Genomic DNA, 20,985 nt, shown 5'->3' with positions numbered 1-20,985 from the left:
GGCTGCGGTTGCGGCAGCCGTCGCGGCGACCGCAACCGGGGCCGGGGCCACGGCATCGGCCTTCGGCGGCTGGGCCGCCACCACGGTCGGCGCCGCCGCCGCGGCCTTGGCCGCGGCCTCAGCCTTTTCCTTCTCGGCCAGCACCGCCTGGTTGGCCTGGCTCAGCTTGGCGATCTCGGCGTTCTTCAGCTCGAGCAGCTTCTGCATGTCGCCGACGTTCTTTTCCAGCTGCGCCAGGCGGGCTTGCGCCTCCTTGAGCTCACGCTCGCGCGCGACGCCGGCTTCGGCCCTGGCCGCGGCGTCGGCCTGTGCGCCACGCGCGGCCTTGCTGAGCTTCAGTTCATCGCGCGGGCCGTCGGTCGGGGCGGCCTGCTCCTGCACCCGGGCGGTCACGTTGCCGGACTGCTGGCGGCCGCTGTCGGGCTCGACCGACTTGGCCGCAGCAGCGCTGGCCAGCCGGCCGCGGTAGGCATCGAAGCCCTGCGTGCGCGCCACCACCTCGCGGCGGGCGGCCTTGGGTGCGACGGCTTGCGCCTGCTGCTGGGTCGGGACCTGCAGCACCGCGCCGCTGCGCAGCCGGTTCATGTTGCCGCCGATAAAGGCGTTGGGATTGTTACGGTAGAGCGCCACCAGCATCTGGTCCAGCGAGACCGATTCCTGGCCTTGCACGGCCTCGCCGGCAATGGCGTAGAGCGTGTCGCCGCGCTGCACGGTGTAGCCGCCGCCGGGTGCCATCTCGGTGCTGCCGCTGGCGGCCGGTGCCGGCGCCCGCTTTGCGCTCTGGCGGGCCGGGCGCGCGGGCGCGGCTGGCTTGACTGCCTCGGCAGCCGCGGCGGGCGCGGCTTCCTGGGCCGGCGCAGGCTGCGGCGCGGCGGCAGGTGCCGGTGCCGCTACGGGCGGCGCATCCGGCGTCGCCGCCTGCACCACCGTCGCCGGCGAGAAGGTCTGGTTCGAAGGCTTGGCCCCGGCAGGGTCAAGCAGGAAGGTATAGGCGCGCGAGACCTTGCCGCTGGCCCAGCTCATGTCGACCAGGATGTCGACAAAGGGCTCGCTGATCGGCTGGTTGGAGCGGACCCGGGCCACATAGCTGCCGTTCGGGCGGCGCTCCACCTCCAGCCGCAGGCTGCTGACGGCCGGCAGGTAGGTCAGCCCGGCCGCGGCATACGCCGCTGGCGACGCCAGCTTGACGCTGAGCCCGGCGGCCTCTTCGGCACTGACCCCACTGATGTCGATCTCAGCCTGCAACGGCTGCCCCAGATTCGACTGAACCCGCAATTGCCCGAACCCCGCGGCATATGCGGCCGGCTGCGCAAGCAGCAGGCCCAGTGCCGTGACGGCCAGCGTTGACCAGCGCTGACGGGCGGTAGGCGCATCTTTCCGGCGATGTTGGCTCACACTCACCTTATGCTCCGTTATGTTTTAGTAGCGATATGAATCGACAGACCGACCCCAAAACCAGGTCCGGCAGGCTGGCGAGGCGTTCTCGGCGCACCCCTTCTCCAGCCGCGCGCAGACGCCAAACCCTGCCTGGCGCGAAGCGCATGCCGGCGTATTGTGACGCATCACCAGGGAAAATAGGCGCCCGGATACAACAACGCCGCGCATGGGCGCGGCGTTGTCGGCAAAGCGGTCCATTCTGTTGCCTGGCTGCAACGGACGCAACCAGGCAACAAGAGGGAGCACCGGATCAGGACTCGATCAGGATACGCAGCATGCGGCGCAGCGGTTCGGCCGCGCCCCACAGCAGCTGGTCGCCGACCGTGAACGCGGACAGGTACTCGCCGCCCATCTGCATCTTGCGCAGGCGGCCGACCGGGATGGTCAGCGTGCCGGTCACGGCAGCCGGGGTCAGGTCGGTCATGCTGGCTTCACGCGTATTCGGCACCACCTTGGCCCACGGGTTGTGGGCGGCCAGCATGCCTTCGATCTCATCGAGCGGCACATCCTTGCGCAGCTTGATGGTCAGCGCCTGCGAGTGGCAGCGCATGGCGCCAATGCGCACGCACAGGCCGTCGACGGCGATCGGCGTGGCGCCGGTCGCACCCAGGAAGCCTTCGCCGCGGCCCAGGATCTTGTTGGTCTCGGCGCCGCCCTTCCATTCTTCCTTGGACTGGCCATTGCCCAGGTCCTTGTCGATCCAGGGGATCAGGTTGCCGGCCAGCGGCACGCCGAACTGCTTGGTTTCCTCGGCGGACAGGCCGTGCTGGGTCGCCAGGATGGTGCGGTCGATTTCCAGGATGGCCGAGGCCGGGTTGTCCAGCAGCGGCTTGACCGACGCGTTCAGCGTGCCGAACTGCGTCAGCAGCTCGCGCATATGCTGCGCACCGCCGCCGGAAGCGGCCTGGTACGTCATCGACGTCATCCACTCGATCAGGTCGGCCTGGAACAGGCCGCCGAGGCCCATCAGCATGCAGCTGACCGTGCAGTTGCCGCCGATGAAATTCTTGACGCCCTTGGACAGCGCGTCCTTGATCACATCCTGGTTGACCGGATCCAGCACGATGATGGCATCGTCCTTCATCCGCAGCGAGGACGCTGCGTCGATCCAGTAGCCCTTCCAGCCGGCCGCGCGCAGCTTGGGGAAGACCTCGTTGGTGTAGTCGCCGCCCTGGGCGGTCAGCACCACGTCGCACTTCTTCAGCGCTTCGATGTCATTGGCATCTTTCAGCGTGGTTTCGTTCTTCGCCATGGCGGGCGCCTTGCCGCCGGCATTGGACGTGCTGAAGAAGACGGGCTCGATATGGTCGAAATCACGCTCTTCCTGCATGCGCTGCATCAGGACGCTGCCGACCATTCCCCGCCAACCGACGAGACCTACAATCATGATTTACCTCGGATGTGATTTTTACTTCCCCGCCATTTTCCTCGCCCGGCGTGGCTGCGCGGGGAAGACGGGCAGGCACGACGAACGGATCTAGGCGATCGCGGTTTTAATAATGGTTTTAATCGTCGTTGCGGTCTGGCCGAGCGAAATCGTGCCGACCGGGCCGCGGGTAGCGGTCAGGGCAGCAACAGCAGTCAGGGTGGACTGGGAAAATCGGGCCATCGGCAGAGTTTACACGATTTTGCGGCGCTGCCGCAGCGTGCAAATACGGGAAATAACGGGGACAAATCAGACAAAGGGGGCACTACTCGCGCAGTGCCCCCTTCCGGTGTGACTTACAGTGCCGCCAGCACGGCGTCACCCATCTCGCGGGTACCGACCTGCTTGCAACCCGGCGTCAGGATGTCGCCGGTGCGGTAGCCTTGGGCCAGCACCTTCTTGACGGCGTTCTCGATGCGGTCAGCCTGCTCGGCGCGGTTCAGCGAGTAGCGCAGCATCATCGCCGCCGACAGGATCGTCGCCAGCGGGTTGGCCACGCCCTTGCCGGCGATGTCGGGTGCAGAACCGTGCGACGGCTCGTACAGGCCCTTGTTGTTGGCATCCAGCGACGCCGACGGCAGCATGCCGATCGAGCCGGTCAGCATGGCGGCCTCATCCGACAGGATGTCGCCGAACATATTGCCGGTGACGATCACGTCGAAGCTCTTGGGCGCCTTGACCAGCTGCATGGCCGCGTTGTCGACGTACATGTGCGACAGCTCGACCTCCGGGTACTCCTTGTGCACCTCGATCACGATGTCCTTCCAGAACTGGAAGGTCTCGAGCACGTTGGCCTTGTCGACGCTGCACAGCTTCTTGCCGCGCTTGGCCGCGGCCTGGAACGCCACGTGGGCGATGCGGCGGATTTCCGGCTCGCTGTAGCGCATGGTGTCGAAGCCTTCGCGCGCGCCCTTGAACAGGCCGTCCGGCGCTTCGCGCACGCCGCGCGGCTGGCCGAAGTAGATGTCGCCGTTCAGTTCGCGCACGATCAGGATGTCGAGGCCGGCCACCAGCTCGGGCTTCAGGCTCGAGGCGCCGGTCAGTTCCGGATAGCAGATCGCCGGGCGGAAGTTGGCGAACAGCTGCAGGTGCTTGCGCAGGCCCAGGATGGCCTGCTCCGGACGCAGCGGACGATCTAGGCTGTCGTACTTCCAGTCGCCGACGGCGCCGAACAGGATGGCGTCGGCTTCCTTGGCCAGCTTCAGGGTGTTTTCCGGCAGCGGATGGCCTTCGGCCTCGTAGCCGGCGCCGCCCACCGGGGCGGTTTCCAGTTCGAACTTCTCGTCGAGCGCGTTCAGGACCTTGACGGCCTCCGCGACGATTTCGGGACCGATGCCGTCACCCGGCAGGACTGCGATCTTCATTGTTGTCTTTCCTCGTTGAGTCTTATCCGACCAGGCGGTTGTTCAGCCACGGCATCCTGGCCACGCGCTCGGCCTCATAGGCCTTGATCTTGTCGGCATGGCGCAGCGTCAGGCCGATATCGTCGAAGCCGTTCAGCATGCAGTACTTGCGGAACGGGGCGATGTCGAACTCATACGCCTGGCCGCCCGCCGTCAGCACCACCTGCTTGTCCAGGTCGATGGTCAGCTTGTAGCCGTTGAAGGCGTTGGTCTCGTTGAACAGGTGGTCGACCTGCTGTTCGGTCAGCACCACCGGCAAGAGGCCGTTCTTGTAGCAGTTGTTGAAGAAGATGTCGGCAAAGCTGGGCGCGATCACGGCGCGGAAGCCGTATTGGGTCAGCGCCCACGGCGCGTGCTCGCGCGAGCTGCCGCAGCCGAAGTTGCGGCGCGCCAGCAGGATCGACGCGCCCTGGTAGCGCGGCTGGTTCAGCACGAAGTCCGGGTTCAGCGGACGCTTGCTGTTGTCCATGCCGGGCTCGCCGACGTCCTTGTAGCGCCACTCGTCGAACAGGTTGGGGCCGAAGCCGGTGCGCTTGATCGACTTCAGGAACTGCTTCGGGATGATGGCGTCGGTATCGACGTTCTCGCGGTCGAGCGGGGCTACGAGGCCGCTGTGTACGGTGAACTTGTCCATGTTCTCTTTCCTTGCTTCTTCAGCCCAGCTTGCGGATATCGACGAAATGGCCTTCGATGGCTGCGGCCGCTGCCATCGCCGGGCTCACCAGGTGGGTGCGCCCGCCCGCGCCCTGGCGGCCTTCGAAGTTGCGGTTCGAAGTCGACGCGCAACGCTCGCCCGCCTCGAGGCGGTCGGCATTCATCGCCAGGCACATCGAGCAGCCCGGCTCGCGCCATTCAAAACCGGCGGCCTTGAAGATCTTGTCCAGGCCTTCGCGCTCGGCCTGTTCCTTGACCAGGCCCGAGCCCGGCACCACCATCGCCAGCTTCACGTTGCCGGCAACCTTGCGGCCAAGCTTCTGCACCACCCACGCGGCGGCGCGCATGTCTTCGATGCGGCTGTTGGTGCACGAACCGATGAAGACCTTGTCGATATTGATGCTCTCGACCGGCACGTTGGGCTGCAGGCCCATGTATTCGAGCGCGCGCTCCATCGCGTTGCGCTTGTTCGGGTCCTTTTCCTTCTCTGGGTCCGGCACGCGGTCTTCGATGCTGATCACCATTTCCGGCGAGGTACCCCAGGTCACCTGCGGACGGACATCCTCGGAGCGCAGCTCGACCACCTGGTCGAACTTGGCCCCGGCATCCGAATGCAGCGTGCGCCAGTAGGCCACGGCCTGCTCCCACTCCACGCCCTGCGGCGCGTAGGGGCGGCCCTTCACGTATTCGAGCGTGACGTCGTCCACCGCCACCAGGCCGGCGCGCGCGCCCGCCTCGATGGCCATGTTGCAGACCGTCATGCGGCCTTCCATGGTCAGGTCGCGGATGGCCGAGCCGGCGAACTCGATGGTGTAGCCGGTGCCGCCCGCGGTGCCGATCTTGCCGATCACGGCCAGCACGATGTCCTTGGCGGTGCAGCCGCGCGGCAGCTTGCCTTCCACCTTGACCAGCATGTTCTTGGCCTTCTTGCCCAGCAGCGTCTGCGTGGCCAGCACGTGCTCCACTTCCGACGTGCCGATGCCATGCGCCAGCGCGCCAAACGCGCCATGCGTGCTGGTATGCGAGTCGCCGCACACCACCGTCATGCCCGGCAGCGTCGCGCCCTGCTCCGGCCCGATCACGTGCACGATGCCCTGGCGGTGGTCGTTCATCTTGAACTGGGTGATGCCGTAGCTGTCGCAGTTGGCATCCAGCGTATCGACCTGCAGCTTCGATACCGGATCGGCAATGCCCTGGCTGCGGTCGGTGGTCGGCACGTTGTGGTCCGACACGGCCAGGTTGGCGCTGATGCGCCATACCGGACGCTCCGCCAGCTTCAGCCCCTCGAACGCCTGCGGGCTGGTCACTTCATGCAGCAGGTGGCGGTCGATATAGAGCAGCGTGGTGCCGTCTTCCTCGACGTGGACGGTGTGGTCATCCCAGAGTTTGTCGTAGAGCGTCTTGGCCATGATGCGATGGCGGGCCGAAAGACCGATCCTTTGCAGGAGTGGTCTGCGGTGACCGCGCGGTAGTTTGCAGGGGTTTTATTCGCTTCGGTCGCGGTGGCGAGCGGGTGGCGATAGCGATAATCGCGCCGGAAGCCGCCTGAAGCGAGCGTTACTTCAAGCGTTGCCGCAATGCTTGACTTGGCAATTGATTATGCCACAGGGGGTATGGCACTCAGCCCCCTGCCCGGCCCGGGCAGCGGCTGCAATGTAATGTGATTGGCGAAAGGGGGATTTCGCGGATGGCGAAAAGGAAAAGGCCGCGGCCCGCCAGGCGGGGCCGCGCCTGTTGGGCTCAGCCGCCCAGGTAGGCGGCCTTGATCCGGTCGTTGGCCAGCAGGTTGGCGCCGGTATCAGCCAGCACCACCTTGCCGGTTTCGAGCACATAGCCGCGGTCCGCGACCTGCAGCGCCTTGTTGGCGTTCTGCTCGACCAGGAACACGGTGACGCCTTCGTCACGAATGGTGCGGATGATGTCGAAGATCTGCGCGATGATCAGCGGCGCCAGACCGAGCGTGGGCTCGTCCAGCAGCAGCAGGCGCGGCCGGCTCATCAGCGCGCGGCCGATCGCCAGCATCTGCTGCTCGCCGCCCGACATGGTGCCGGCGCGCTGGCTGGCGCGCTGGTTCAGGCGCGGGAACAGCTTGAAGACGTGCTCGATGCCCGCCTCGATCTCGTCGCGCCTGGCGAAGAAAGCGCCCATCTTCAGGTTCTCCAGCACCGTCAGGCTCGGGAACACGCGCCGGCCCTCGGGCGAGATCGCGAGCCCCAAGCGCATGATCTCGTGCGTGGACCGGTTGGTGATGTCCTGCCCTTCGAACGTCACGCGTCCGCTGGACGCGCGCGGCGTGCCGCACACGGTCATCATCAGCGTCGTCTTGCCGGCGCCGTTGCTGCCGATCAGGGTGACGATCTCCCCCTTGTTGACTTCGATCGATACGCCCGACAGCGCCTCGACGGCGCCGTAGTGGGTATGGACCTGTTCCAGCTTCAGCATCAGTCCTCTCCCAGGTAGGCCTTGATCACGCGCGGGTCGTTGCGCACTTGCTCGGGCTTGCCAATCACGATCGGCTTGCCGTGCTCCATCACCAGGATGCGGTCGGACACGCCCATCACCAGGCTCATGTCGTGCTCGATCAGCAGCACCGAGATGCCGAACTCGCGCCGCAGCTGGTCGATCAGCTGCTGCAGCTCGATCTTCTCCTGCGGGTTCAGGCCGGCCGCCGGCTCGTCCAGCATCAACAGGCGCGGCTTGGTGATCATGCAGCGCGCAATCTCCAGCCGGCGCTGGTGGCCGTACGACAGCGTGCCCGCCTCGCGGTTGGCCACCGAGGTCAGCCCCATGCGTTCGAGCCAGACCGCGGCGCGCTCCAGCGCCTCGCGCTCGGCGCGGCGGTAGGCCGGCGTAGCGAACAAGCCGCGCAGGATGCCCGCCTGCACCTGGCGGTGCTGCGCCACCAGCAGGTTTTCCACCACCGTCAGCGACTTGAACAGGCGGATGTTCTGGAAGGTCCGCACCAGGCCCTTGCGCGCCACCTGGTGGCTGGGCAGGCCGGCGATGGCGTGGCCGTCCAGCGTGACCTCGCCCGCGGTGGGCTTGTAGAAACCGCCCACGCAGTTGAACACCGTGGTCTTGCCGGCGCCATTGGGGCCGATGATGGCGAAGACCTCGTCGCTGCGCACATTGAAATCAATACCGTCCACGGCCAGCAAGCCGCCGAAGCGCATCTGCAGGCCGGAGACTTTCAGCAAATCCGCGCTCATTTCGGCAACTCCACGTGGGGACGGCTCGCGGGCAGCAGGCCCTGCGGACGCCACATCATCATCAGCACCATCACCAGGCCGAAGATCAGCATGCGATATTCGGCAAAACCGCGCGCCACCTCGGGCAGCACCGTCAGCAGGATCGCCGCCAGGATCACGCCCAGCTGCGAACCCATGCCGCCCAGCACCACCACGGCGAGGATCAGCGCCGACTCGATGAAGGTGAACGATTCCGGATTGACCAGGCCCTGGCGCGCCGCGAAGAAAGCGCCGCCGATGCCGGCGAACGAAGCCCCCAGCGTGAACGCCGACAGCTTGATGCGGGTCGGGTTCAGGCCCAGCGAGCGGCACGCGATCTCGTCGTCGCGCAGCGCTTCCCAGGCGCGGCCCATCGGCATGCGGATCAGGCGGCTGGTGACGAACAGCGTGAAGCCCACCAGCAGCAGCGCCAGCAGGTACAGGAAGATCACCATGTGCTGGCCGCTGTAGTCCCAGCCCAGCAGGTCATGAAAGGTCTTGGCGCCCTCCACGCTCGCGCTGCGCGCCATCTCGATGCCGAACACGGTCGGCTTCGGGATGCCGGACACGCCATCCGGGCCGCCGGTCAGGCTGGTCAGGTTATTGGCCAGCAGGCGGATGATCTCGCCGAAGCCAAGTGTCACGATGGCCAGGTAGTCGCCGCGCAAACGCAGCACCGGGAACCCCAGCAGGAAGCCGAAGGTGGCCGACATCGCGGCGGCGATCGGCAGGCATTCCCAGAAGCCCAGCCCGAAATACTGGTTGAGCAGCGCGTAGGTGTAGCCGCCGATGGCGTAGAAGCCGACATAGCCCAGGTCGAGCAGGCCGGCATAGCCCACCACGATATTCAGGCCCAGGCCCAGGATCACGTAGATCAGCGCCAGCGTGGCCACGTCGACCGCGCCGCGCGAGCCGAAGAACGGCCACACCAGCCCGACCGCCAGCAGCACCCATACCGCCACGCGCTGCTGCCGGGCGCCCAGCTGCGGCACCGCCGGCAGGCGCACCGCGCTGCCGGCGCGCGACAGCAGCGGCTTGAACAGCTGGAACAGGAAGACCGCCGCCACGGCGATCCACACCGGCCGCCAGTGCGGCTCCAGCACGACCTTGTAGCCTTCCAGCTTGAGCTGCAGGCCCAGGATGGGAATGGTCAGGATGGCCGTCATCACGGCGGCCGTGATCGCATTCTTGAGCGATTGTCCCGGTGCGGCGCCGCGTGCGGCGGCCTTGCCCGCGGGCATCGCGGAAACGTTGTTAGTCATGTCTCGTCCTCCCTCAGACCTTTTCGACGTCAGGCTTGCCCAGCAGCCCGGTCGGACGGAACAGCAGCACCAGCACCAGCAGGCTGAACGCCACCACGTCCTTGTACTCGGCCGGCATATAGCCCGAGGCGAAGGTCTCCGCCAGGCCCAGCAGCACGCCGCCGAGCATCGCGCCCGGGATGCTGCCGATGCCGCCCAGCACCGCCGCGGTAAAGGCCTTGATGCCGGCGATAAAGCCGATAAAGGGATTGAGCTTGCCGATGGTCAGCCCGATCAGCACGCCGCCCACCGCCGCCAGCATCGCGCCCAGCACGAAAGTGAAGGAAATCACCTTGTTGGTGTCGATGCCCAGCAGGTTGGCCATGCGCATGTCTTCGGCGCAGGCGCGGCAGGCACGGCCCATGCGCGAACGGCCGATAAACAGCGTCAGCGCGATCATCAGCACCAGCGTCACGCCCACGATCAGCAGGCGCGAGTACGGCACCGTCACGGTGAAGTCGCTGCCCATCTGGAACTCGATGGCGCCCGAGATCAGCACCGGCACCGACACGTCGCGCGCGCCCTGCCCGATCTGGACATAGTTCTGCAGGAAGATCGACATGCCGATGGCCGAGATCAGCGGCACCAGCCGCGGTCCGCCGCGCAAGGGCCGGTATGCCACCCGCTCGACCGCATAGCCGTACACCCCGGTGACCAGCACCGAGACCAGCAAGGCGGCGCCCAGCACCAGCGGCAGGGGGTAGCCTGCCTGGGCGCCGATCGCGGTGAGCGTGACCAGGCCGACATAGGCACCGATCATATAAATCTCGCCGTGCGCGAAATTGATCATGCCGATGATGCCGTAGACCATTGTGTAGCCGATGGCGATCAGCGCATAGATCGCACCCAGCGTCAGGCCGTTGACCAGCTGCTGGGTGAACTGTGGAAGGAATTCATTCATTGGGGAAGCCTCAGGAACTTGAAGCCCGATACCAGAACGCCCCGCCCGGGGTCCGGGCGGGGCGTGTGCGTGGAAAAGCGCCGGCTTAGTTGGCGGCCGTCTTGCTGGCGTCCTTGTGCCAGGTGTAGACCACGAACTTGAAGGACTTCAGGTCGCCCTTGTCGTCGTACTCGACCTTGCCGATCGGGGTGGTGAAGGCGTTCTTGTGCATGTACGCCGCGACCTTGGTCGGGTCGGTGCTCTTGGCGCCGGCAATGGCGTCGCCGATGATCTTGACGGCGGCATAAGCCGGCATCTGGAACGGACCGTTGGCGTCACGCTTCTTGTCGGCAAAGGCCTTCACCAGCGCGGCGTTGGCCGGGTCGGCCGAGAAGTCTGCCGGCAGCGTCACCAGCATGCCTTCCGAGGACGGGCCGGCGATCGCCGTCACGTCCTTGTTGCCCACGCCCTCGGGGCCCATGAACGCGGCCTTCACGCCCTGCTCGCGCGCCTGGCGCAGCAGCAGGCCCATTTCCGGGTGGTAGCCGCCGAAGTAGACGAAGTCCACGCCCTGCGACTTGAGCTTGGTGATGACGGCGGAGTAGTCCGAATCGCCGGCGTTGATGCCTTCGAACACGGCGACCGGGATCTTGGCGGCTTCCAGGTCCTTCTTCACCGAACTGGCGATGCCCTGGCCGTACGACTGCTTGTCGTGCAGCACCGCGACCTTCTTCGGCTTGACCTTGCCGATGATGTACTGGGCGGCGGCCGGGCCCTGCTGGTCGTCGCGGCCGATGGTGCGGAAGATGTACTTGCGCTTCTTGGTCTCGGTCAGCTGCGGCGCGGTGGCCGACGGCGTGACCATGACGATGCCTTCGTTCTCGTAGATGTCCGAAGCCGGGATGGTCGAGCCCGAGCACACATGGCCGATCACGTACTTGATGTTCTGGCTGACGATCTTGTTGGCAACTGCCACGGCCTGCTTCGGCTCGCAGGCGTCGTCCATCATCACCACTTCGAACTTGTTGCCGCCGGCGCCGCCGTTGGCATTGAGTTGTTCGATCGCGGTCAGCGCACCGGCCTTGACCATGTCGCCATATTGCGCCACCGAGCCGCTCATCGGGCCGGCAATGGCGATCTTCACGGTTTCGGCGTTGGCAGCGGCGCCAAGGGTGGCCAGCACGGCGGCCAGCGAGATGGACGTAAGACGGGACAGCGTCATCAGGAGCTCCTCGATTTATGTTTGGGTCAACCGGGCAGAAACGGTGTGACCTGCGCAATCGAACAACACCCGCGGACTACGAATAAAGACGCCCGAGACGCGGAAGACGGGCCTGCAAGGGAGAGACAGCTTATGCGGGGCCCGGCATGTGTCAGTCCCGTGAGGTAGGGGGACCAAGGTTCGGAAAGACAACGTTTGATGCGTTCTCTATTGCGCAAGCGATTCGCCTGCCCCGCTTGCCGCACCGCATGCCGGAAGGGTGGCCCGGCTGCCATCGGCAAAGCAGCCCGCATTATAGGGTCAAATTTCCTGCCGCAGGCGAAAATCGCACAACAAATGCGGAACTGAATTGACAGACTGAGACACAATTCTCCGCAAATTGCCGTTCTCACCACTTATCCGGCAATTTCCTGCTCCCTGCCCTGCTGCGACGCACAAGGCGCTCCGGCCCAGAAACACAAACGCCCCGGCGGGCCGGGGCGTTTGTGATTGCTGCATCGCGCAGCCGGATGAAAAGCCAGCGATCAGCGCTTGGCAACGTCCGGCACGTCGCGGGTAGCTGCGCCAACGAACAGCTGACGCGGACGACCGATCTTGTATTCCGGATCGGTAATCATCTCTTCCCACTGCGAGATCCAGCCCGGGGTGCGGGCCAGCGCGAAGATGCAGGTGAACAGCGAGGTCGGGATGCCCAGCGCGCGCTGGACGATGCCCGAGTAGAAGTCCACGTTCGGGTACAGCTTGCGGCTGACGAAGTACTCGTCTTCCAGCGCGATCTTTTCCAGCTCCATGGCCAGCTTGAACAGCGGGTCGTTGTGCAGGCCCAGCTCTTCCAGCACTTCGTGGCAGGTTTCGCGCATCAGCTTGGCGCGCGGATCGTAGTTCTTGTACACGCGGTGGCCAAAGCCCATCAGGCGCACGCCCGAGTTCTTGTCCTTGACCTGCTTGATGAACTCGTTGATGTTGTCGACGCTGCCGATTTCTTCCAGCATCTTCAGCGCGGCTTCGTTGGCGCCGCCGTGGGCCGGGCCCCACAGGCAGGCCACGCCGGCGGCGATGGCTGCGAACGGGTTGGTGCCCGACGAACCGGCCAGGCGCACGGTCGAGGTCGACGCGTTCTGCTCGTGGTCGGCGTGCAGGATGAAGATGCGGTCCAGCGCGCGCTCCAGCACCGGGTTCACGGTGTACGGGGCGCACGGCGTGCCGAACATCATGCGCATGAAGTTGCCCGAGTAGGACAGGTCGTTCTGCGGGTAGATGTACGGCTGGCCGATGTTGTACTTGTACGCCATGGCGACCAGGGTCGGCATCTTGGCGATCAGGCGGATGGCCGAGATCTCGCGCTGGTGCGGATCATCGATGTCCATCGCGTCGTGGTAGAACGCGCTCATGGCACCGACCATGCCGGTCAGCACGGCCATCGGGTGCGCGTCGCGGCGGAAGCCGCGCATGAAGAACTGCATCTGCTCGTGAACCATGGTGTGGTTCATCACGTGGCCGACGAATTCTTCCTTCTGCTTGGCGTTGGGCAGCTCGCCCTTGAGCAGCAGGTAGCAGGTTTCGAGGTGGTCGCACTTCTGCGCGAGCTGCTCGATCGGGTAGCCGCGGTACAGCAGTTCGCCCTTGTCACCGTCGATATAGGTGATCTTGGAATTGCACGAAGCCGTCGACATGAAACCGGGGTCGTAAGTGAACTTACCGGTCTGTCCGTACAGCTTGCGAATGTCGATTACGTCCGGGCCAACGGTACCCGTGTAGATCGGCAGCTCAACGCTGGGGGAACCATCGGAGAACGATAGCGTGGCTTTCACATCGGACGGCGTCATGTCGGATCCTTCAAATGCTGTGAATAATAATGTTGACCAAAACTCAGACCGTACGCAGCAGGGCGATCACTCGCTGCATCGGGGGCGTGTCGAGCTCACCGTCCAGTTCCTTGCGCGCAAGGAGCAGGTCCATCAACTCGTTGTCGCTGAGTTCGAACAGCACGCTCAGCGAAGCCACGTCCTCGTCGGACAGGCTCTCCTCGTAACGGTTGAAAAAACGTTCGACGATGATGTCGTTCTCCAGCAGGCCGCGGCGGGCGCGCCAGCGCAGACGTGCGCGCTTGTGCGGGTCGGCCTGATGGGAGAAGGTGGTGGCAGGACTCTCAGTCATGGCTTCCTACTTTCGGCGCGCCAGCCAGATATAGCCGCTCTGGCTGACGCGCCGCTTACTACTGCAGACAGCCGCAGGCTCAGACCGCGCGGCGGACCATCAGCTCCTTGATCTTGCCGATGGCCTTGGTCGGGTTCAGACCCTTCGGGCACACATCGACGCAGTTCATGATGCTGTGGCAGCGGAACAGGCGGTACGGGTCGTTCAGGTTGTCCAGGCGCTCGTTGGTGGCCTGGTCGCGGCTGTCCGCGATGAAGCGGTAAGCCTGCAGCAGGCCGGCCGGGCCGACGAACTTGTCCGGGTTCCACCAGAACGACGGGCACGACGTCGAGCAGCTCGCGCACAGGATGCACTCGTACAGGCCATCCAGCTCGTCACGCTCTTCCGGCGACTGCAGGCGCTCTTTCTCGGGCGGCGGCTCGTCGTTGATCAGGAACGGCTTGATCGAGTTGTACTGCTTGAAGAAGTTCGTCATGTCGACGATCAGGTCGCGCACCACCGGCAGGCCGGGCAGCGGACGCAGCACGATGCGGTCCGGCAGCTCGCGCATATTGGTCAGGCAGGCCAGGCCGTTCTTGCCGTTGATGTTCATCGCGTCCGAGCCGCACACGCCTTCGCGGCACGAACGGCGGAACGAGATGGTCTCGTCCAGCTTCTTCAGCTTGACCAGCGCGTCCAGCAGCATGCGCTCGTGACCGTCCAGCTCGACCTCGTAGGTCTGCATGCGCGGTGCCGCATCCTTGTCCGGATCGTAGCGGTAGACTTCGAAAATACGCTTCATTTCTGTGGGTCCTGTTGTCTCTACGATGCGGTGCTCAGAAGGTACGGGCCTTCGGCGGCACGCTTTCCACCGTCAGCGGTTCCATCTTCACCGGCTTGTAGTCGAGGCGGTTGCCTTCGCTGTAGAACAGCGTGTGCTTGAGCCAGTTCTGGTCGTCGCGGTTCGGGAAGTCGCTGTGCGCGTGGGCACCGCGCGATTCCTTGCGGGCGGCCGCCGAGATCATGGTGGCCTTGGCCACTTCCACCAGGTTGGCCACTTCCAGGGCTTCCACCAGCGCGGTGTTGAAGACCTTGGACTTGTCCTTCAGGTGGATGTTGTCGGCACGCTCGGATACTTCCAGGATGCGCTCGACGCCTTCGTCCATCAGCTTCTGGGTACGGAACACGCCGGCATGCGACTGCATGTTCTTGCGGATGTCGTTGGCGACGTCCTGCGTGTACTCGCCCGAGGACGACGACTGCAGCTTGGCCAGGCGCGACAGCGCGAGGTCAGCGGCGTCGGCCGGCAGCGGCTTGTGCTCTTTCTGCTTCAGGTTCTGGGCGATGATGTGATTGCCGGCGGCGCGGCCGAACACCACCAGGTCGAGCAGCGAGTTGGTGCCCAGGCGGTTGGCGCCGTGCACCGACACGCACGAGCATTCGCCGATCGCGTAGAAGCCGTTGAGCACTTCGTTCGGGTTGCCGTTCTTCGGCACCACGACCTGGCCGTGGTAGTTGGTCGGAATGCCACCCATCTGGTAGTGGATGGTCGGGACCACCGGGATCGGTTCCTTGATCGCGTCGACGTTGGCGAACTTCATGCCGATTTCGCGGATCGACGGCAGGCGCTTCATGATGGTCTCGGCGCCGACGTGGGTCAGGTCGAGCAGCACGTAGTCGCCGTTCGGGCCGCAGCCGCGGCCTTCCTTGATTTCCTGGTCCATCGAGCGCGAGACGAAGTCACGCGGCGCCAGGTCCTTCAGCGTCGGGGCATAGCGCTCCATGAAGCGCTCGCCGTCCTTGTTGCGCAGGATACCGCCTTCGCCGCGCACGCCTTCGGTGATCAGCACGCCCGCGCCGGCCACGCCGGTCGGGTGGAACTGCCAGAATTCCATGTCTTCCAGCGGCACGCCTGCGCGCGCGGCCATGCCCAGGCCGTCACCGGTGTTGATGAAGGCGTTGGTGGAAGCTGCATAGATACGGCCGGCACCGCCGGTCGCGAACAGCGTGGTCTTGGCCTCGAGGATGTAGACCTCGCCGGTCTCCATTTCCAGCGCGGTCACGCCCAGCACGTCGCCGTCCTGGTCACGGATCAGGTCCAGCGCCATCCACTCGACGAAGAAGTGGGTCTTGGCGCGCACGTTGCGCTGGTACAGCGTGTGCAGCAGCGCGTGGCCGGTACGGTCAGCCGCGGCGCAGGCGCGCTGCACCGGCTTTTCACCGTAGTTGGCGGTGTGGCCGCCGAACGGACGCTGGTAGATGGTGCCGTCGGGGTTGCGGTCGAACGGCATGCCGAAGTGTTCGAGCTCGTACACGACCTTCGGGGCTTCACGGCACATGAACTCGATCGCGTCCTGGTCACCCAGCCAGTCCGAGCCCTTGATGGTGTCGTAGAAGTGGTAGTGCCAGTTGTCTTCGCTCATGTTCCCCAGCGAAGCGCCGATGCCGCCCTGTGCCGCCACCGTGTGCGAGCGCGTCGGGAACACCTTGGACAGCACGGCCACGTTCAGGCCGGCTTCCGCGAGCTGGAGGGATGCGCGCATCCCGGCGCCGCCAGCACCGACGATGACCACGTCGAAACGGCGACGCGGCAATCCAGTCTTGACTGCGACCATTTATTACACCCTCCAGAGAATCTGAGCAGCGTAGCCCGCGCAACCGACGAGCCACAGAATCGTAAGAACTTGCAGCACGAGGCGAACCGCCATCGGACGCACATAGTCCATCCAGATGTCGCGCACGCCGATCCAGGCGTGATACAGCAGCGACAGGATGGTCAGGAACGTGATGATCTTCATCCACTGGTTGGAGAAGAGCCCTGCCCACGCTTCATACGAAGCGCCGTTCGACAGCAGGAAGGCAATGGCCAGGACCACGGTGAAGACCACCATGATCACGGCCGTGACGCGCTGCGCCAGCCAGTCTTTCAGGCCGTAGTGCGCACCGACGACAAGACGCTTGGGACCGATATTATTGTTTGCCACCTTGATTCTCCTCAGAACAGGCCGAACAGCTTCAGGCCGAAAATCAGGGTAAGCAGCAGGCTCACAACCAGCACGCCGATGGCAGACTTGGCCGAGGCCGGCTTGGAAACGCCGACGTGCACATCCAGCAGCAGGAAACGGATACCCGCGCAGAAGTGATGCAGATAACCCCAGATCAGGACCAGCAGAACCAGCTTGACGAAGCCACCGGACAGAAGCGCCGAGAACTTTGCGAAGCTCAGTTCCGAAGTTATGCTCTGCTCAAACAGATACAGGACGAAGGGAAGAAGGAGGAACATCAGTGCACCGCTCACGCGATGCAGGATGGATACCTTGCCGGCCCAGGGCAACCGGTAGCGCGCAATCTGCGCGATACCGATATTCCGGTACTCCGGCCTGGCTTGTTTGACGGCTTCAGCCATGCGAGACCCCATTTGCGGTAAACAAAAAACGAAACTGCCACTGCCCTGCATGCAACGGGATGCATTAGGGCAAATCCATGAGATTTTAGCGCCTTTGTTGCGCGCTGCACCAATAATTTTCAGCTATCAGGCACCAACAGGTGCCGCCCGACAATCGCACACTAATCACATCCGGCGGGCAATCCAGCGCAACATTAGCCGCGCCGCGCAACAGCCCGCACCGTCATGACGAAAGCCACAATAATCAACGCCAGCGGGCACATCATGCCATGCGCCGGCGTCAGCTCAGGTCGTTCTGGTAATAGTGCCGCGTAGTCACGTACAGCCCGCGGCGCACTTCGACGGGGCGGTCGCCATAGGTGTACGACACCCGCTCGACTGACAGCAGCGGCGAGCCTACCGGGACAGCCAGCAACTCGGCCGCGGTTTCATCGGCAGGCACGGCGCGGATCTTCTCCGAGGCGCGGATCATGCGCGTACCGAACTCGGCCTCGAACAATGCATACATGGGGCCCTTCCACTCGGTCAGCTTTTCAGCGGTGAGGCCCTTGAAGTTGGCGCCGAGCAGCCAGATTTCATCCAGCACGGTCGACTCGCCCGAGAAATTCAGCACGCGGCGGATCTGCACCACGCTGTCGCCGGTGCGGATGTCGAGCAGCCGGGCAATTTCGGCGGGGGCGCGCAGGCGCTTGCATTCCAGCACGCGGCTGGCGCCATAATGGGGTTCGCCTTCGTCCGGGACGAGGCGCAGGAAGCGGAACTTGACCACGTCTTCATGGTGCGTGGTCACGAAAGTGCCCTTGCCCTGCCGGCGCGCCACCAGGTTCTCGGCGGCGAGTTCATCGATGGCCTTGCGCACCGTGCCCTGGCTGACCTTGTAGCGCGAGGCCAGCTCCATTTCGCTGGGGATCATCTCGCCGGGCTTCCATTCGCCGGATTGCAGGCTGCGCGTGATCAGCGCCTTGATCTGCTGGTAGAGCGGGCTGAAGGTGGGCGATGGCACGGACTGCAGACCAGAGGCGGGGCCAGATGGCGGGGCCGCCTGCGGCACAGGCGCGGGCGGCGAAGAAGGCGGCTGCGCCCCGGCGCCAGGCGTGGCGGCGCCAGATTCCGGCGCGCCGGGTGCGGCTGCGCCAGTCAGGGACGTAGGCAGGGAGGACATAGCGGGATTTCACCACAAAAGGGCAAGATACGTCCAGCCTTACGTTAATTGTCTTATGTCTTATATAAGACATATGAATTGACATCACGGGAGGCCCGGCCTACACTCGCGCTGGTCCACGCCCGCGATGGCCCTCCCAGGCCCGCCAGCAGCAGCCAGGATACCGGAATGTATCGGCCCGGCAGATTCCCGGCAGCGCTCCGGTCTGGAAATGGCGCCACGCTTCGCAGTAGACTAACGCTTTGTTGCATCACCATGACCCGTTGTGGCTCTCCCTCACCGGTTCCGCCCCGTGGCCCCGCCACCTGGTTCCGGCGGACGGCCGCTCCCCGCTGTGGCGACAACCAGCACCCGGTGACCCGCCGCGCCCCTTGTTTCGGCAACGGCATGCCACCGACCGGCTTCCCCCCTTCTATCGTTTGGAGATTTACTCATGGCTAAAGCCCCAATGCGCGTCGCAGTGACCGGCGCCGCTGGCCAGATCGGCTACTCCCTGCTGTTCCGCATCGCCAATGGCGACATGCTGGGCAAAGACCAGCCGGTCATCCTCCAACTGCTCGACCTCCCGCAAGCCCAGCAAGCCGTCAAGGGCGTGGTGATGGAGCTGGAAGACTGCGCGTTCCCGCTGCTGGCCGGCGTGGTCATCACCGATGACCCCAAGGTTGCCTTCAAGGACGCCGACGTGGCCCTGCTGGTTGGCGCCCGTCCGCGCAGCAAGGGCATGGAGCGCAAGGACCTGCTCGAAGCCAACGCCCAGATCTTCACGGTGCAGGGCAAGGCGCTGGACGAAGTCGCCAGCCGCAATGTCAAGGTGCTGGTGGTCGGCAACCCGGCCAACACCAACGCCTACATCGCCATGAAGTCGGCACCGAACCTGCCGCGCGAGAACTTCACCGCGATGCTGCGCCTGGACCACAACCGTGCCCTGTCGCAAATCGCCGCCAAGACCGGCAAGCCGGTGTCGTCGATCGAGAAGCTGTTCGTGTGGGGCAACCACAGCCCGACCATGTACGCCGACTACCGCTACGCCACCGTCGACGGCAAGAGCGTCAAGGACCTGATCAACGACCCGGTGTGGAACAACGACGTGTTCCTGCCGACCGTCGGCAAGCGCGGCGCCGCCATCATCGAAGCGCGTGGCCTGTCGTCGGCCGCCTCGGCTGCCAACGCCGCCATCGACCACGTGCGCGACTGGGTGCTGGGCACCAACGGCAAGGTCGTCACCATGGGCATCCCGTCGAACGGTGAATACGGCATCCCGGCCGACACCATGTTCGGCTACCCGGTGACCACCGCCAACGGCAAGTACGAGATCGTCAAGGGTCTGGAGATCGACGCCTACAGCCAGGAAAAGATCAACATCACCCTGAACGAACTGGAAGAAGAAAAGGCCGGCGTGCAGCACCTGCTGGGCTGATCCTCCGATCGCTCGAGGAAAGACCGGGGTTCCGCAACGATTCACGAATCAGCGCGGACCCCGGTTTTTTCATATCCAGGGGCTACCATGGCCCCTGCTCCCCCCATCAACCCAAACCGATCCGAATCAACGTGCATCCTTCCGAGGTCTTGTTCCAGGGCGAAGCCATCCCGGTCCAGTTGCCGGTGTGTGACCACTACGCGGGCAGCGAAAAGCTGATGCGCAAATCGCTTGCCCTGCAACAAGAGCTTGGTCCCGTCTTCGACGTCACCTTCGACTGCGAGGACGGCGCCGCCGTCGGCCATGAGCGCGAGCATGCAGAGCTGTGCGCGCAGCTGGTCAACAGCCCGCTCAATGCCCACAACCGCGTCGGCGTGCGCATCCATGACCCGGCCCACCCGAGCTGGCGCGAGGACGTCGACGTGCTGGTGCGCGCCGCCGGCGCGCGCCTGGCCTATGTGGTGGTGCCCAAGGTCACCGACGTGGTCGAGGTCGCGCGCGTGACCGATCACGTCAACCAGGTGGCGCGCAATGCCGGCATCGCGCGGCATATCCCGATCCATGTGCTGGTCGAGACCCACGCCGCGCTGGAACAGGCCTTCGATATTGCCGCGCTGGTGCAGGTGGAATGCCTGAGCTTCGGCCTGATGGACTTTGTCTCGGCCCACCACGGCGCCATCCCCGGCGGGGCCATGCGCTCGCCGCAGCAGTTCGAACACCCGCTGATCCGGCGCGCCATGCTGGAGATCTCCGCCGCCTGCCACCGCCACGGCAAGGTGCCGTCGCACAACGTCAGCACCGACGTGCAGGCGCCGCAGCGCGCCGGCGACGATGCGCTGCGCGCGCGCAGCGAGTTCGGCTACCTGCGCAAGTGGAGCATCCATCCGGGCCAGATCGCACCGATCGTGGCGGCGTTCCGCCCCGGTGCCGAAGAAATCGGCGCGGCCAGCCAGATCCTGCTGGCGGCGCATGAGAACAACTGGGCCCCGATCCGCCACGAGGGCCAGCTGCACGACCGCGCCAGCTACCGCTACTACTGGTCGCTGCTGCAGCGCGCGCAGGCCACCGGCACGCCGCTGCCGGCCAACGTGGAAGCGCTGTTCTTCGCCTGAAGCCGATACTCATACCAAAAAACAAACAGGGCAGCGCCCAAGGAGACATGGATGTCCGCCTCGAAGTTCGCCGCACCTGCCGCTGCACCCGACGCCACGGCCAGCGAGCCGGCCGCACCCCGGGTCAAGAAATCCGTCGCCCTGTCGGGCGTGACCGCCGGCAATACCGCGCTGTGCACCGTCGGCCGCACCGGCAACGACC

20 protein-coding genes and 1 pseudogene are annotated in these 20,985 nt (G+C 65.0%); 3 read left to right on the top strand and 18 right to left on the bottom strand.

The features are described from left to right. The 18 genes from AC3WLE_RS29980 to AC3WLE_RS29895 form a co-directional block, all read right to left on the bottom strand. Positions 1 to 1,401, bottom strand: a 1,401-nt coding sequence (locus AC3WLE_RS29980) for a type IV pilus assembly protein FimV (RefSeq protein ID WP_492363610.1), incomplete at its 3' end; no start/stop codon positions are given. A 286-nt stretch (positions 1,402 to 1,687) separates the two neighbouring features. After that, positions 1,688 to 2,824 (bottom strand): aspartate-semialdehyde dehydrogenase, encoded by a 1,137-nt coding sequence (gene asd / locus AC3WLE_RS29975; protein WP_492319830.1) that lies wholly within the window; start codon positions 2,822 to 2,824, stop codon positions 1,688 to 1,690. 90 nt (positions 2,825 to 2,914) lie between these two features. Further along, entirely contained in the window at positions 2,915 to 3,046 is a 132-nt protein-coding gene (locus AC3WLE_RS29970) for a hypothetical protein (RefSeq protein ID WP_013957414.1), read from the bottom strand. Positions 3,047 to 3,159: 113 nt separating this feature from the next. Next, on the bottom strand, positions 3,160 to 4,227 hold the full coding sequence (leuB, locus tag AC3WLE_RS29965) for a 3-isopropylmalate dehydrogenase (protein WP_010814629.1): 1,068 nt from the start codon (positions 4,225 to 4,227) through the stop codon (positions 3,160 to 3,162). 22 nt (positions 4,228 to 4,249) lie between these two features. Beyond that, entirely contained in the window at positions 4,250 to 4,900 is a 651-nt protein-coding gene (gene leuD / locus AC3WLE_RS29960; protein ID WP_492319828.1) for a 3-isopropylmalate dehydratase small subunit, read from the bottom strand. A 19-nt stretch (positions 4,901 to 4,919) separates the two neighbouring features. Continuing rightward, on the bottom strand, positions 4,920 to 6,329 hold the full coding sequence (gene leuC, locus AC3WLE_RS29955; RefSeq protein ID WP_492356199.1) for a 3-isopropylmalate dehydratase large subunit: 1,410 nt from the start codon (positions 6,327 to 6,329) through the stop codon (positions 4,920 to 4,922). Between the two features lie 331 nt (positions 6,330 to 6,660). Beyond that, complete coding sequence (locus tag AC3WLE_RS29950; RefSeq protein WP_010814626.1) at positions 6,661 to 7,362, bottom strand: ABC transporter ATP-binding protein; 702 nt, start codon at positions 7,360 to 7,362, stop codon at positions 6,661 to 6,663. Further along, complete coding sequence (gene livG, locus AC3WLE_RS29945; protein ID WP_492319826.1) at positions 7,362 to 8,129, bottom strand: high-affinity branched-chain amino acid ABC transporter ATP-binding protein LivG; 768 nt, start codon at positions 8,127 to 8,129, stop codon at positions 7,362 to 7,364. Before livG ends, AC3WLE_RS29950 begins: the two co-directional genes overlap by 1 nt. Then, complete coding sequence (locus AC3WLE_RS29940; RefSeq protein WP_492319825.1) at positions 8,126 to 9,409, bottom strand: high-affinity branched-chain amino acid ABC transporter permease LivM; 1,284 nt, start codon at positions 9,407 to 9,409, stop codon at positions 8,126 to 8,128. The genes livG and AC3WLE_RS29940 overlap by 4 nt, the downstream gene beginning before the upstream one ends. Before the next feature lie 13 nt (positions 9,410 to 9,422). Continuing rightward, on the bottom strand, positions 9,423 to 10,349 hold the full coding sequence (gene livH / locus AC3WLE_RS29935) for a high-affinity branched-chain amino acid ABC transporter permease LivH (protein WP_010814623.1): 927 nt from the start codon (positions 10,347 to 10,349) through the stop codon (positions 9,423 to 9,425). Positions 10,350 to 10,434: 85 nt separating this feature from the next. Then, the gene (locus tag AC3WLE_RS29930) at positions 10,435 to 11,550 is read right to left on the bottom strand and encodes a branched-chain amino acid ABC transporter substrate-binding protein (RefSeq protein ID WP_011615745.1); all 1,116 of its coding nucleotides are present in this window, start codon (positions 11,548 to 11,550) and stop codon (positions 10,435 to 10,437) included. Between the two features lie 524 nt (positions 11,551 to 12,074). Further along, positions 12,075 to 13,376: a citrate synthase gene (gltA, locus tag AC3WLE_RS29925; RefSeq protein WP_010814621.1), complete on the bottom strand. Its 1,302-nt coding sequence runs from the start codon at positions 13,374 to 13,376 to the stop codon at positions 12,075 to 12,077. A 43-nt stretch (positions 13,377 to 13,419) separates the two neighbouring features. After that, positions 13,420 to 13,707 (bottom strand): FAD assembly factor SdhE, encoded by a 288-nt coding sequence (locus AC3WLE_RS29920; protein ID WP_479941077.1) that lies wholly within the window; start codon positions 13,705 to 13,707, stop codon positions 13,420 to 13,422. Between the two features lie 79 nt (positions 13,708 to 13,786). Then, complete coding sequence (locus AC3WLE_RS29915; RefSeq protein ID WP_010814619.1) at positions 13,787 to 14,488, bottom strand: succinate dehydrogenase iron-sulfur subunit; 702 nt, start codon at positions 14,486 to 14,488, stop codon at positions 13,787 to 13,789. 34 nt (positions 14,489 to 14,522) lie between these two features. Then, entirely contained in the window at positions 14,523 to 16,301 is a 1,779-nt protein-coding gene (gene sdhA, locus AC3WLE_RS29910; RefSeq protein ID WP_492319824.1) for a succinate dehydrogenase flavoprotein subunit, read from the bottom strand. A 3-nt stretch (positions 16,302 to 16,304) separates the two neighbouring features. Beyond that, positions 16,305 to 16,670, bottom strand: coding sequence for a succinate dehydrogenase, hydrophobic membrane anchor protein (sdhD, locus tag AC3WLE_RS29905; RefSeq protein ID WP_010814617.1), 366 nt, complete (start codon positions 16,668 to 16,670; stop codon positions 16,305 to 16,307). An 11-nt stretch (positions 16,671 to 16,681) separates the two neighbouring features. Further along, complete coding sequence (sdhC, locus tag AC3WLE_RS29900; RefSeq protein ID WP_010814616.1) at positions 16,682 to 17,092, bottom strand: succinate dehydrogenase, cytochrome b556 subunit; 411 nt, start codon at positions 17,090 to 17,092, stop codon at positions 16,682 to 16,684. Between the two features lie 280 nt (positions 17,093 to 17,372). Then, the gene (locus AC3WLE_RS29895) at positions 17,373 to 18,254 is read right to left on the bottom strand and encodes a GntR family transcriptional regulator (protein ID WP_492319823.1); all 882 of its coding nucleotides are present in this window, start codon (positions 18,252 to 18,254) and stop codon (positions 17,373 to 17,375) included. Positions 18,255 to 18,687: 433 nt separating this feature from the next. On the opposite strand from AC3WLE_RS29895, the gene AC3WLE_RS29890 reads away from it, so the two are divergent. From AC3WLE_RS29890 to AC3WLE_RS29880, 3 genes and pseudogenes are all read left to right on the top strand, one after another. Continuing rightward, a complete protein-coding gene (locus tag AC3WLE_RS29890; RefSeq protein ID WP_010814614.1) occupies positions 18,688 to 19,671 on the top strand; it encodes a malate dehydrogenase in 984 nt (327 codons plus the stop codon). A 131-nt stretch (positions 19,672 to 19,802) separates the two neighbouring features. After that, on the top strand, positions 19,803 to 20,783 hold the full coding sequence (locus AC3WLE_RS29885) for an HpcH/HpaI aldolase/citrate lyase family protein (protein ID WP_492352076.1): 981 nt from the start codon (positions 19,803 to 19,805) through the stop codon (positions 20,781 to 20,783). A gap of 51 nt (positions 20,784 to 20,834) precedes the next feature. After that, positions 20,835 to 20,985: pseudogene (locus AC3WLE_RS29880) on the top strand (2-methylcitrate synthase); the annotation flags it as partial.

The organism is Cupriavidus sp. FW306-1B-F12B (assembly GCF_058781795.1).
This window is presented reverse-complemented; position numbering and strand designations above follow the sequence as displayed.

Excerpts from the sequence above, each read along its gene's own strand:
- asd (WP_492319830.1), bottom strand. The coding sequence starts at position 2,824 with ATGATTGTAGGTCTCGTCGGTTGGCGGGGAATGGTCGGCAGCGTCCTG.
- AC3WLE_RS29970 (WP_013957414.1), bottom strand. The coding sequence starts at position 3,046 with ATGGCCCGATTTTCCCAGTCCACCCTGACTGCTGTTGCTGCCCTGACC.
- leuB (WP_010814629.1), bottom strand. The coding sequence starts at position 4,227 with ATGAAGATCGCAGTCCTGCCGGGTGACGGCATCGGTCCCGAAATCGTC.
- leuD (WP_492319828.1), bottom strand. The coding sequence starts at position 4,900 with ATGGACAAGTTCACCGTACACAGCGGCCTCGTAGCCCCGCTCGACCGC.
- leuC (WP_492356199.1), bottom strand. The coding sequence starts at position 6,329 with ATGGCCAAGACGCTCTACGACAAACTCTGGGATGACCACACCGTCCAC.
- AC3WLE_RS29950 (WP_010814626.1), bottom strand. The coding sequence starts at position 7,362 with ATGCTGAAGCTGGAACAGGTCCATACCCACTACGGCGCCGTCGAGGCG.
- livG (WP_492319826.1), bottom strand. The coding sequence starts at position 8,129 with ATGAGCGCGGATTTGCTGAAAGTCTCCGGCCTGCAGATGCGCTTCGGC.
- AC3WLE_RS29940 (WP_492319825.1), bottom strand. The coding sequence starts at position 9,409 with ATGACTAACAACGTTTCCGCGATGCCCGCGGGCAAGGCCGCCGCACGC.
- livH (WP_010814623.1), bottom strand. The coding sequence starts at position 10,349 with ATGAATGAATTCCTTCCACAGTTCACCCAGCAGCTGGTCAACGGCCTG.
- AC3WLE_RS29930 (WP_011615745.1), bottom strand. The coding sequence starts at position 11,550 with ATGACGCTGTCCCGTCTTACGTCCATCTCGCTGGCCGCCGTGCTGGCC.
- gltA (WP_010814621.1), bottom strand. The coding sequence starts at position 13,376 with ATGACGCCGTCCGATGTGAAAGCCACGCTATCGTTCTCCGATGGTTCC.
- AC3WLE_RS29920 (WP_479941077.1), bottom strand. The coding sequence starts at position 13,707 with ATGACTGAGAGTCCTGCCACCACCTTCTCCCATCAGGCCGACCCGCAC.
- AC3WLE_RS29915 (WP_010814619.1), bottom strand. The coding sequence starts at position 14,488 with ATGAAGCGTATTTTCGAAGTCTACCGCTACGATCCGGACAAGGATGCG.
- sdhA (WP_492319824.1), bottom strand. The coding sequence starts at position 16,301 with ATGGTCGCAGTCAAGACTGGATTGCCGCGTCGCCGTTTCGACGTGGTC.
- sdhC (WP_010814616.1), bottom strand. The coding sequence starts at position 17,092 with ATGGCTGAAGCCGTCAAACAAGCCAGGCCGGAGTACCGGAATATCGGT.
- AC3WLE_RS29895 (WP_492319823.1), bottom strand. The coding sequence starts at position 18,254 with ATGTCCTCCCTGCCTACGTCCCTGACTGGCGCAGCCGCACCCGGCGCG.
- AC3WLE_RS29890 (WP_010814614.1), top strand. The coding sequence starts at position 18,688 with ATGGCTAAAGCCCCAATGCGCGTCGCAGTGACCGGCGCCGCTGGCCAG.